The 12,258-nt window shown below is 38.6% G+C and carries 9 protein-coding genes and 1 other annotated feature; of the genes, 6 read left to right on the plus strand and 3 right to left on the minus strand.

The features are described from left to right. Positions 1-455 precede the first annotated feature (455 nt). The 3 genes from ACTH6U_RS20825 to ACTH6U_RS20835 all read left to right on the plus strand — a co-directional run bounded on the left by ACTH6U_RS20825 (position 456) and on the right by ACTH6U_RS20835 (position 4,558). Complete coding sequence (locus tag ACTH6U_RS20825; protein WP_294107344.1) at positions 456-1,550, plus strand: 3-deoxy-7-phosphoheptulonate synthase; 1,095 nt, start codon at positions 456-458, stop codon at positions 1,548-1,550. Between the two features lie 13 nt (positions 1,551-1,563). After that, a complete protein-coding gene (tyrA, locus tag ACTH6U_RS20830) occupies positions 1,564-2,685 on the plus strand; it encodes a bifunctional chorismate mutase/prephenate dehydrogenase (RefSeq protein WP_441833052.1) in 1,122 nt (373 codons plus the stop codon). Between the two features lie 313 nt (positions 2,686-2,998). Further along, entirely contained in the window at positions 2,999-4,558 is a 1,560-nt protein-coding gene (locus tag ACTH6U_RS20835) for a methyl-accepting chemotaxis protein (RefSeq protein WP_294107348.1), read from the plus strand. A 57-nt stretch (positions 4,559-4,615) separates the two neighbouring features. On the opposite strand, the gene pheA is transcribed toward ACTH6U_RS20835, so the two are convergent. The 3 genes from pheA to bamD all read right to left on the minus strand — a co-directional run bounded on the left by pheA (position 4,616) and on the right by bamD (position 7,498). After that, positions 4,616-5,788 carry a bifunctional chorismate mutase/prephenate dehydratase gene (gene pheA / locus ACTH6U_RS20840; protein ID WP_441833053.1) on the minus strand — a complete coding sequence of 391 codons (1,173 nt, stop codon included), beginning with the start codon at positions 5,786-5,788 and terminating at the stop codon, positions 4,616-4,618. A gap of 26 nt (positions 5,789-5,814) precedes the next feature. Further along, positions 5,815-5,938 (minus strand) — a sequence feature (Phe leader region). A 169-nt stretch (positions 5,939-6,107) separates the two neighbouring features. Then, a complete protein-coding gene (raiA, locus tag ACTH6U_RS20845) occupies positions 6,108-6,437 on the minus strand; it encodes a ribosome-associated translation inhibitor RaiA (RefSeq protein ID WP_294107352.1) in 330 nt (109 codons plus the stop codon). A 329-nt stretch (positions 6,438-6,766) separates the two neighbouring features. Further along, a complete protein-coding gene (gene bamD, locus ACTH6U_RS20850; protein ID WP_441833054.1) occupies positions 6,767-7,498 on the minus strand; it encodes an outer membrane protein assembly factor BamD in 732 nt (243 codons plus the stop codon). A 139-nt stretch (positions 7,499-7,637) separates the two neighbouring features. On the opposite strand from bamD, the gene rluD reads away from it, so the two are divergent. From rluD to clpB, 3 genes are all read left to right on the plus strand, one after another. After that, positions 7,638-8,615 (plus strand): 23S rRNA pseudouridine(1911/1915/1917) synthase RluD, encoded by a 978-nt coding sequence (rluD, locus tag ACTH6U_RS20855; RefSeq protein WP_294107355.1) that lies wholly within the window; start codon positions 7,638-7,640, stop codon positions 8,613-8,615. Further along, complete coding sequence (gene yfiH / locus ACTH6U_RS20860; protein ID WP_441833055.1) at positions 8,615-9,349, plus strand: purine nucleoside phosphorylase YfiH; 735 nt, start codon at positions 8,615-8,617, stop codon at positions 9,347-9,349. Before rluD ends, yfiH begins: the two co-directional genes overlap by 1 nt. Positions 9,350-9,476: 127 nt before the next feature. After that, the gene (gene clpB, locus ACTH6U_RS20865) at positions 9,477-12,050 is read left to right on the plus strand and encodes an ATP-dependent chaperone ClpB (RefSeq protein ID WP_294107359.1); all 2,574 of its coding nucleotides are present in this window, start codon (positions 9,477-9,479) and stop codon (positions 12,048-12,050) included. Positions 12,051-12,258: the final 208 nt, after the last annotated feature.

Here is a 12,258-nt window from a genome sequence, read left to right on the forward strand (position 1 = left end):
AATAGAATAAATAGAATAAATAGAATAAATATAAATAGAGTTAAGAAGTTATATTTCGCGCTGTGTCTGTGTTAGTAACATTTATTTGCACTAGTCCTCATGTACGCTCCTTGCGTCTCATTCATTTGCCTCCTTGCTACAACTTGAACTATTTGAATTATAGATTAGGAATAACCTTCTTCTTCACAATACCATTCTAAATAAATGTGATTTCGTTATTTTTTATTTTTGTAAACTTAACTATACGATTTTTTGTTTAAAACTCATTTTTAAATATTTTAAATATTAATTTTAATTAAAAACTCTTTTTATTCAGTGGATTGCATTTCTGTAATTTATTGTTTACAGATATGGAATTATTTTACATTAATGGATTGAATTCTTTACGTACCATGGTATGTTATTGCTTACGCACTTAAACACAATATATAAATAATAAGCTAAATAGGTAAAAAATGATCATGCAAAAAGATGTACTCAATAATGTGAATATTCAAGATGAACAGGTTCTTATTACTCCTGAAAGCCTGAAACATAAGTTTCCACTGAGTCACAACAATCTGCATGCCATTGCGACATCGCGTAAAATTATCGCTGATATAATTCATCAGCGTGATCCGCGCTTACTCGTGGTATGTGGTCCTTGCTCAATTCATGATGTAGATGCCGCTATTGAATATGGTGAGCGTTTACAAAGTCTAGCCGCAGAGTTAAGTGATAGCTTATATATTGTGATGCGTGTTTATTTTGAAAAACCTCGTACTACTGTGGGTTGGAAAGGATTAATCAGCGATCCTTTTATGGACGGTTCTTTTGAAATGGAAAAAGGATTACATATTGCCCGCGACTTACTGACAAGTTTAGTCAATATGGGATTACCGCTCGCGACAGAAGCACTTGATCCTAATAATCCTCAGTACTTAGGTGATTTATTTAGTTGGTCAGCTATCGGCGCTAGAACAACTGAATCGCAGACTCACCGAGAAATGGCTTCAGGCTTATCAATGCCAGTTGGTTTTAAAAACGGTACTGATGGTAGTTTATCAACTGCGATAAATGCGCTGAAAGCGGCTGCAATGCCACACCGTTTCATGGGAATTAATCAGTCAGGGCAAGTTTGTTTATTGCATACAAAAGGCAACGAGAACGGTCATGTGATCTTACGTGGCGGTAAAACACCTAATTACAGTGCTGAAGATATTGCTGCATGTGAAGCAGAAATGAAAAAAGCAGGGCTTGAACCGTCATTAATGGTCGATTGTAGCCATGGTAATTCAAATAAAGATTACCGTCGCCAGCCATTGGTTATTGATTCTATCATTGAACAAATAACTAATGGTAATGAGTCAATTACAGGTATTATGGTGGAAAGTCATATCAATGAGGGGAATCAAACCTCTGAACAGCCACGTGACACCATGAAATACGGTGTTTCTGTGACAGATGCTTGTATTGATTGGCAAACAACGGAATCTGTGTTGCGTAATCTACATCAAGCCATGTTACCTATGCTTGAACAACGCGCACGAAAATTAAGCAAAGTAAGCTAAGCAAGGTATTGGTATGTCTGTTGAATTATCCCATTTAAGGGACCAAATTGATGAGGTTGATAAATCTTTACTGGAATTATTGGCTAAGCGGTTACAGCTTGTTGCTGAAGTCGGTGAAGTAAAGAGTCAGCATGGATTACCAATCTACGTACCGGAACGCGAGTCGAGCATGTTAGCCGCTCGCCGTTTTGATGCCGAGCGTATAGGGGTTCCGCCTGATTTAATTGAAGATGTGCTCAGGCGGATTATGCGAGAATCTTATGCGCGTGAAAATGATAAAGGTTTTAAAACACTAAATCCATCTGCCGGCCCCATCGTTATCGTGGGTGGTGACGGTAAAATGGGACGATTATTTAATCGGTTACTCACTTTATCGGGATATCAGGTAAAAACCTTAGGTGAAAATGATTGGCCTCAAGCAAAATCTATCGTTGCTGGGGCAAGTGTCGTTATTATTAGTGTACCGATTCATTTGACGGTGAATGTCATTAATCAATTACCCACACTGGATAAAAGCACGATCCTTATTGATATTGCCTCGATAAAACAAAAACCATTAGAAGCAATGCTTACTGTTCATGAAGGCCCTGTTCTCGGGTTACACCCGATGTTTGGACCTGATGTCGATAGTGTGGCAAAACAAGTTTTTGCTTATTGTGATGGTCGAGATGCCGAGTCCTATCAATGGTTTCTTGAGCAATTATTAGTTTGGGGAGCTAGACTAAAAAAGATTACTGCTGAAGATCATGATAAGAATATGAGCTTTATCCAAGCATTGCGTCATTTTACGACTTTTGCTTATGGACAAAATTTAGCAAATGAAGAAGTCGATTTACAACAATTACTATCGCTTTCTTCACCTATTTATCGTTTAGAATTGGCGATGGTAGGGCGGTTATTTGCCCAAGATCCTCAACTATACGCAGATATCATTATGTCTTCAGATGAAAATGTTGAGCTTATTCGCCGCTACTATCGTTTATTAGGGCAATCGATTGAAATGCTCGAACGAAATGATAAGGCAGAATTTATAGAGCAATTTAATAAAGTTAGCCAGTGGTTTGGCGAAGATGCTCATCATTTTATGAAAGAAAGTCAGTCGTTATTGCAACGCGCTAATGATAATCGTAAATAATGTAATATTATAACATCCCTTAGGACAAAAGTGTCTCTAAGGGATAACGCATTTTTCTTTTCATTAATTATTTTTATGCTGAATTTCATTCCATATGATTAAATTTATTTAAAATAAGTAATTTTACTTATTATCATAGTTTATGGTGAATGAATCGATTGCCTTACTTCGCTATTGAATTAATCTATTGTATAAATTTAAATTAATCAATTTTTCAAATTGATATTTATAAATTAGTCGACTTATCTGATAAAGATCCCCCGATTTATACCGATAACACTATTCATTAAATGATGATAAGTGTGGTAACTATATGTCTTTTAAAAATCTTAAGATTAGTATTAAATTAACGATTGCATTCGGTGTATTTATAACCCTCATCGTTTTAAGTTCTATATTTTCATCGGTAAACTTAAGCCGAGCTAATGAAGGTATGCAACAAGTTCTATTTAAAAGTTATCCTATCGCATCGACAGCAGGGCAAATGATGGATAATTTTTATTCTTATATTGCTATGCAGCAACTTATTTTACTTGATGACCGCGGCAGCGATAAGCGCAAGGAAGAGTTGGCTAAAATTAGTCAAAATATTACCAGTCTCATTGAGAAGCTCGATAATAGCGTAACAGATAGTCGCTCAAAAGAAGCATTATCTGATCTCCATCTTATTCGAAAACAATTCCATGAGTCACAAGCACGCATTATGGAATTATTGAATCAAAATAATCGTCAGGCTGCTATTGATGAAATGATGACAAAAACTTTGAGTATTCAGCGTGATTATCGTGAACAAATTCAAACGTTAATGTCAATTCAGGATTTGGATATGCAGGAGGTAGGGCATCAAGTTAATGAAGACTATGAAACAAATAAAGTTTTATTAGCAATATTGTCCTTTGTGAGTATCGCTATAGGTTGTGCAATGGGATGGTTTATAACGATCAGCATTACTCGCCCATTAGATAGCGCAGTTGGTTTTGCTCAAGCAATTGCGAGTGGTGATTTAACTAAAGATATTAAAATACAGTCTAAAGATGAAACTGGGGTTTTGTTGGAATCTCTTGTAGATATGAAAGCCCGGTTGTTGGAAATTGTACAAGAAATGCAAAATGGTTCTGAAAGTATTTCAGCTGCTGCGGGTCAAATAGTTGCAGGAAATCAAAATCTAGCGGCAAGAACTGAAGAGCAAGCGGCTTCTGTAGAAGAAACAGCGAGCTCTATGGAGCAGATTACTTCAACGGTACAAAATACAACAGAACACACTCATGAAGCGACCTCATTGGCAAACAATGCGGAGATCGCGGTAAAAGACAATGGTCGAATGATGATCCAGCTCACTGATAAAATGCGAGCCATCAATACCTCTTCAGCACAAATGACCGATATTATTAATTTGATTGATTCGATTGCATTTCAAACGAATATCCTTGCTTTAAATGCCTCGGTTGAGGCGGCAAGAGCCGGAGAACACGGACGAGGTTTTGCTGTTGTTGCGGGGGAGGTGAGGTTGTTAGCACAAAAAAGTGCAGCTTCAGCAAATGATATTCGAGGATTAATCGATAACTCATCATCTCAAGCTAAAGACGGTATGTCACTAGTCGAAAAGGCAAGTAACCAAATTCACGGTATGGTAGCGAGCGTACAAGAAATGAATGCATTGCTACAAGAAATTGGGCAGGCAAGTCGTGAACAAAGTGACGGTATCTCACAAATTAATAGTGCAGTAGGGCAGTTAGATTTAATGACGCAACAAAATGCAAGTTTAGTTGAAGAATCCGTTGTTGCCGCAGGCTCTCTTAATGAGCAAGCGTTTCATTTGAAAGAGCTAGCGAGCTATTTTCGTGTGAATTCAAAGCCTGTTACACAAGAGTAAAATTAAATTTTATATAATAAGCTGCCCTACTTATGGGGTTATAGGGCAGCTTATTTATTAAGGTATGATTTTCTCAGGTTCAACTGGCACAATATTTTCAGAAGGGTAGCATCCGAGTATTTTTATTGAACGAGTAATTGTCGATAATTCTTTTAATGCTTGCTGCATATTATCTGAACGTAGATTGGCATGCACATCGACATAAAACATTTCTTCCCATGGCTTACCATTAATTGGTCGAGATTCTAGTTTACTCATAATTATCTTATTATTTTTTAAAATAATTAAGGCATCGACCAATGCACCCGCTTGTTGACCAGTAGTTACCAACAGAGTTGTTTTAGCTGGAACTTGCTCTGTGACTTCAATTGCTTGCTGCGCGACAACAATAAAACGAGTCATATTGATTTGTTGATTAGCTAAATTATGCTCGAGAACTTTAAGATCATATAGTGCGCCACCAGCCTCACTACCTAAAGCTGCGACATTCGGTAAATTCAGTTCTGCCACCATTTGCATCGCCGTGGATGTACTATCGCAATATTTTATTTTCAAATGAGGGTATTGAGCTAAATATTGACTACATTGTTGGAAAGGTTGAGGATGGCTGTAAACGGTATCTATTTTACTTAAATCTGTGTTTCCCATAGCAAGTAAGCAATGGTTAATTGGCAGTCGGATCTCGCCTACAATAGATAGCGACGTATTTTGTAGTAAATCATAAACGTCATTAATTGCACCTGAGCTGGTATTTTCAATAGGTAAAATACCATAATCAGCTTGGCCACTTTCCACGAGAGAGAAAATATCTTGGAATTTATGGCAGCTACATTCAACTAATTGGTCAAAGTGACGAGCTGAATATTGGCGAGCAGCAATATGTGAATATGAGCCTTTAGGACCTAAAAAAGCAAATCTCGCCGAATCATTCGGTGTCAAATTTAGGTGCTGTTGTAGGATAGCTTGTTGAGTGAGCACTGAATCTTCAATTATCATTTGGAATAATCGAGTAACATAGAAGCCATCTAATCCTAATGGCTTTCCTTTGTTAATCAATATATCGAGTAATTGGCGCTCACGTTCTTTATCACGAATTGGACGATTATCATCAATTTTAGTTTCAGCGACTTCGACTGCATAACCTCTACGTTTTGCTAGAAGGTTGAGTAGCTCACTATCTAATAGAGTGATTTTTTCACGTACTTTTAATAAATTATTGCTATTTTCCATCCAACCCACCCTATAAAATATTATTGAATAAAAAAGCCCCCTAAGTAGGGGGCTTTAAAATATTGTCTTCTTTTTTTTCTCGAACGACAAAAGCCCCTTATTTAAGAGTAGCTAAAAAAGAAGAAAAAGAAGACAGAATTGAAGTTCATTTATAACACCTATAATTAAACATCTGTTAAATAGACCTGATAGCTAGGAGAAAGTCAATTAAAAAGAATAACTAGCAAAAAACGCGCCCGTAATGAGCGCGTTAGCAAAGTTTCAAGATAAGTTGATAGATAATATAAAATTATAACGTAACTATTTATAACGTAACTACTTATAACGTAACAATGTTCGCTTCTTTTACACTATTGTTAGCCCTTCTTGATTCTCCTTTGTGTTGAACTTTATTGAGTTGTCTTTCAAGTTTGTTAATCAGTTCATTTATTGCAACATACATGTCTTCATGTTTGGCGCTTGCTACTAATTTACCCGTAGCTGTTTTTATGTTGGCATCAACCATAAAGCCTTGTGGTTCTTTTGATAACACCACATGGGTATTAATCAGGGAAACTTGCCACTTATCGAGTTTTGTTAGACGGTCTTCAATGTGCTCACGAATTGCTGGGGTAATATCCATTTGCTTACTAGTAATGTTCACTATCATATAGTTACCTCTCATTGTTTCCGTCTCTAATGTATTTAGAATACCCATAATTCATGATGAAAAGTTGACGTGGATCACATTTCAATGAGGAGTAGTGAGTTGGCCATCTGAAGTGTGATTTTGCATAAAAAAGGGAATGAAAAGGATTGCCAAATTTACTTGATTAGGAGAAACTGACAGAGTTGACTATCGTAACGGTTAATGGTCGGTACTCTTTTTGGGTAAAATTTTAGGTTATCTGAAAGCAGATTAATAGATAGCAAGTTATGATAATTAGCGATGAAATAAAAACAGCAGCCAAGGCTGCTGTTTTAGATCTTACCAAGATGTTACTGAGGGTTAGCCGCTATAATGCTGCCAACTTTATTTGCTTCTTGATCTAGTCCCATCTGATTATAAGCAATTTCCATATACGCCAAAGCGTTACGTGTTGCTTCTGTATCTGGATAGTCTTTTAGCATTTGCTGCACACGATTAACAACCGCGACATATGCACCCCGTTTGTTGTAGTATTCTACGACAGACAGGTCAAACTTAGCTAAACGATCTTTTAGATATATTAGACGCTTGCTAGCATCATTTGAATAAAGACTGTTAGGATAGTAGCGAACGAGTTGGCTGAAATCTTTGAATGCAACACGCGCATGCTGAGGATCACGATCAGAACGATCGATACCTAAGAGGCCTTGCAGCAGACTGTCATCCAATGCCATAGCCGTTAGGCCACGGATATAAATAACATAGTCTATGTTTGGATGTGTTGGATTTAAACGCATGAAACGGTCAATCGCGGCTATCGCCATTGGTAGCTCAGCGGATTTATAATAGGCGTAAATAAGGTCTAATTGAACCTGCTGGGCATATGGGCCAAACGGATAGCGATTGTCCAAAGCTTCAAACTGTTTAATCGCAGCTTTATAGTTACCATCCTGTAATTTTTGCTGACCCGTACTATAAATTTCAGCTGGGGAGCTATCAGGGCTGATCTCGCTATTGCTGGAGCACCCGGTGAGAACCAGGCTTAACGTGGCAGCAGCCACCAGATGTTTCATACGTATCATCACGTGTAGGTTATCCTCTGAGTGTTTCGAGGGAGTCTATCCATAAGGCTCCCGGCAAAGATTCGGGTTACAATAGCATATATTTTAAATGAAACGGCAGCGCCGTCAAAATACAAACACGAAAAAAGTAGATTAATTTATGGCTCAACAAGTACAACTTAGTGCAACCATCGCTGAATCACAGCTCGGTCAACGTTTAGATCAGGCTTTGGCCGAATTGTTCCCTGATTATTCACGCTCACGCATAAAAGAATGGATTTTAGCTGATAGAGTGCAGGTTAATGGCAAAGTTATCAATAAGCCAAAGGAAAAAGTTTTAGGTGGCGAACAAATTTTAGTCGATGCGCTTATTGAAGAAGATAAACGCTGGGAGCCTCAAGATATTCCATTAGATGTAGTTTATGAAGATGATGATATCTTAGTTATTAATAAACCTCGCGGTTTAGTTGTTCATCCGGGTGCGGGCAACCCTGATGGCACGATACTTAATGCACTATTATATCGCTATCCAGAAATTGCCGATGTGCCAAGAGCTGGTATTGTTCATCGTTTAGATAAAGACACGACAGGCTTGATGGTCGTGGCGAAAACGGTTCCTGCTCAAACGCATTTGGTCGAAGCTCTACAATTGAGAGAAATTACACGTGAGTATGAAGCTGTTGCTGTTGGCAGAATGACAGCAGGTGGCATGGTTGAGGAACCTATTTCAAGGCATCCAACTAAAAGAACCCACATGGCCGTTCATCCAATGGGAAAACCAGCGATTACACACTATCGTGTCATGGAACACTTTAGAGCACATACACGCTTGCGCTTGCGTTTAGAGACTGGGAGAACACACCAAATTCGCGTTCATATGGCTCATATTAATCATCCTCTTATTGGTGATGCGTTATATGGCGGCAGACCTCGCCCATTAAAAGGCGCTACAGATGAGTTTTTAGAAGTGATGCGTGGTTTTGATAGACAAGCGCTTCATGCCACGATGTTGCGTCTATTTCATCCAATATCAGGGATCCAAATGGAGTGGCATGCACCATTGCCTGATGATATGGTAAAATTAATCGACGCTTTAAAAGCGGATACTAAATTACATAAAGACAATATGGATTGGTAATGAGCGCATTGATTTTTCCTGACTGGCCACAGCCTAAAAATATAGCAAGCTGCAGTACTACTCGTATTGGTGGCGTAAGTTTGCCACCGTTTGATAGTCTGAATTTAGGTTGTCATGTTGATGATGACCCTAAGGCTGTTAGTGAAAATCGTTGCAGACTGGTTTCTCTTGCTCAGTTGCCACAGCAGCCGTTGTGGCTTGAGCAAGTGCACGGTACCACTGTATTACACTTAGATAACGGCATAATTAAAAGCAAACAAGCAGATGCCGTCTATACTAATACGGTAGAGCAAGTATGTGCGATCATGACCGCAGATTGCTTGCCTGTGTTATTTTGTAATAAAAATGGAACTGAAGTCGCGGCAGCTCATGCTGGTTGGCGTGGATTATGCAACGGTGTCCTTGAAAATACCGTTGCTAAATTTTCTTGTCCACCAGATGAAATCATGGCTTGGCTCGGTCCTGCAATTGGGCCTGAAAAATTTGAAGTTGGTGCTGAAGTTAGAGACGCATTTCTTAATCAATCGTCTGAATTGAGTTTAGCTTTTACCTCTCATGGTGATAAATACTTGGCGGATATCTATTTACTAGCGCGAAAAAAGTTGCAAGCAGTCGGTATAATATCTATTTATGGTGGTTCTTTTTGCACTGTGACTGAAGAAAACAGATTTTTTTCCTATCGACGTGAGGGGAAGACGGGGAGAATGGCTTCACTAATATGGATAAATAACTAGTAAATGGTTTTTTGTTCTAATTTAACAACTATATTGAAAATAATCGCACCTAAAACTTGAAACTTCAAAAATAGACCTCATCTTATTTCCAGTAGCAATTCTAATCCCATTTATTATCGGAGGTGTTATGCGTCTGGACCGTTTAACTAATAAATTCCAGCAAGCTCTCGCTGACGCCCAGTCATTAGCCCTTGGGCGTGAAAACCAGTTTATAGAACCTATTCATTTACTCAGTGCTTTGTTTAACCAAGAAGGTGGCACTGTACGTCCTTTGCTGACAACTTTAGGTGTTAATGCCGTACAGCTTAAGCAAAAGATTGAAGATGCATTGACGCGTTTACCTCAAGTACAAGGTGTTGCTGGTGATGTTCAACCATCAAGTGATTTAATGCGTCATTTGAATTTGTGCGATCAACTAGCACAAAAGCATGGAGATGAGTTTATCTCCTCAGAATTATTTCTACTTGCCGCTTTAGAAGCCAATACAACATTAGCAGATATGCTCAAAGCAGCAGGTGTTAATAAAGATAACTTAAAAAAGGCAATAGAACAGATGCGAGGCGGAGAAAAAGTGAATGACCAAAGCGCTGAAGATCAGCGTCAAGCCTTGAAAAAATATACTGTCGACTTAACTGAGCGAGCAGAACAAGGCAAATTAGACCCAGTGATTGGGCGTGATGACGAAATTCGTCGTACTATTCAAGTTTTACAACGTCGTACCAAAAATAATCCAGTTTTAATTGGTGAGCCAGGTGTAGGTAAAACGGCCATCGTTGAAGGTTTAGCACAACGTATTGTTAATGGTGAAGTGCCGGAAGGCTTAAAAAATAAACGCGTATTATCACTGGATATGGGGGCACTGATCGCTGGTGCTAAATATCGCGGTGAATTTGAAGAACGTTTAAAAGGCGTGTTGAATGACCTTGCTAAGCAAGAGGGTAGCGTCATTCTATTTATTGATGAGTTGCATACAATGGTCGGTGCAGGTAAAGCTGACGGTGCAATGGATGCAGGTAATATGTTGAAACCTGCACTTGCGCGAGGTGAACTACATTGCGTAGGTGCAACGACACTGGATGAATATCGCCAATATATTGAAAAAGATGCGGCTTTAGAGCGTCGTTTCCAAAAAGTATATGTGGCAGAACCATCAGTTGAAGACACCATTGCAATTTTACGTGGGTTGAAAGAGCGTTATGAGTTGCATCACCATGTGCAAATTACCGACCCAGCTATTGTAGCTGCAGCGACGCTATCGCACCGTTACATTACTGACCGTATGTTGCCAGACAAAGCGATTGATTTAATTGATGAGGCTGGCGCGAGTTTACGTATGCAGATGGATTCGAAACCAGAATCCTTAGATAGATTAGAACGTAGAATTATTCAGTTAAAGCTAGAGCAGCAAGCATTGAAGAAAGAGTCTGATGATGCAAGTAAAAAGCGTCTCGAAATGCTTGAAGAAGAATTAGCTGAAAAAGAACGTGAATATTCTTCTTTAGATGAAGAATGGAAAGCTGAAAAAGCGTCATTGACAGGTACGCAGCACATTAAAGCTGAATTAGAAAACACCCGTATTGAAATGGAAAAAGCACGTCGTGTGGGTGATTTAGCTAAAATGTCTGAGTTGCAATACGGTCGTATACCTGAATTGGAAAAACAGCTTGATGCTGCAACCAAGGCAGAAGGTAAAAGCATGAAGCTTTTACGTAATAAAGTTACTGATGTTGAAATTGCTGAAATTCTTGCACGCTGGACAGGTATTCCAGTTTCAAGAATGTTAGAAAGTGAAAGAGAAAAACTATTGCGTATGGAGCAACAGCTACATCAACGAGTAATTGGCCAAGATGAGGCCGTTGTTGCTGTATCAAATGCTATCCGACGTAGCCGTGCAGGATTAGCCGATCCAAACCGTCCGATTGGTTCTTTTATGTTCTTAGGGCCAACAGGTGTAGGTAAAACTGAGTTATGTAAAGCGTTAGCGAATTTTATGTTCGATAGCGATGATGCGATGGTTCGTATCGATATGTCTGAATTTATGGAAAAACACTCAGTTTCTCGTTTGGTTGGGGCACCTCCAGGCTATGTTGGCTATGAAGAAGGCGGCTATTTAACAGAAGCTGTAAGACGTCGTCCATATTCAGTTATTTTATTGGATGAAGTTGAGAAAGCTCACCCTGATGTATTCAATATCTTATTACAGGTATTGGATGATGGACGTTTAACTGATGGTCAAGGTAGAACTGTCGATTTTCGTAATACGGTAATTATCATGACATCAAACCTTGGTTCTGATTTGATTCAAGAGCGGTTTGGCATGATTGGTTATTCAGAAATGAAAGATATGGTGATGGAAGTTGTTGCCCATAGTTTCAGACCTGAATTTATTAACCGTATAGATGAAGTTGTTGTGTTCCATCCATTAGGCCAAGAGCAAATTATGAATATTGCCAATATTCAACTTGCTCGTTTATATAAACGTCTTGAAGAACATGGCTATGAAGTGACAGCAACGGCTGCTGCTCTCGAGAAAATTGGTGAAGCAGGTTATGATCCAATATATGGGGCAAGGCCATTGAAACGTGCGATTCAACAGGAAATTGAAAATCCACTGGCACAAGAGATATTGTCAGGTAGGTTAATCCCTGGCATCCCTGTAACATTAGATGTAGAAAATAATGAAATCGTAGCGAAACAGTAATAAATTAATTGCGATATTATTTTTAGATTCAATAGATAAACTGAATGGCGGCTTTGATAGCCGCCATTTTTTTATCAAATTAAGGCTAATCTCTCAGTTTTTGATGGATAAATGGGCGTAAAGTATGAAAGATAATCAGTTAAAATAAAAATGCAAAAAAACACTTGCTAGAATTCTCTGACTCCCTATAATGCGCATCCACTGACCG

Origin of the sequence: Providencia sp., assembly GCF_052096715.1 — a bacterium.
Classification (GTDB): domain Bacteria; phylum Pseudomonadota; class Gammaproteobacteria; order Enterobacterales; family Enterobacteriaceae; genus Providencia.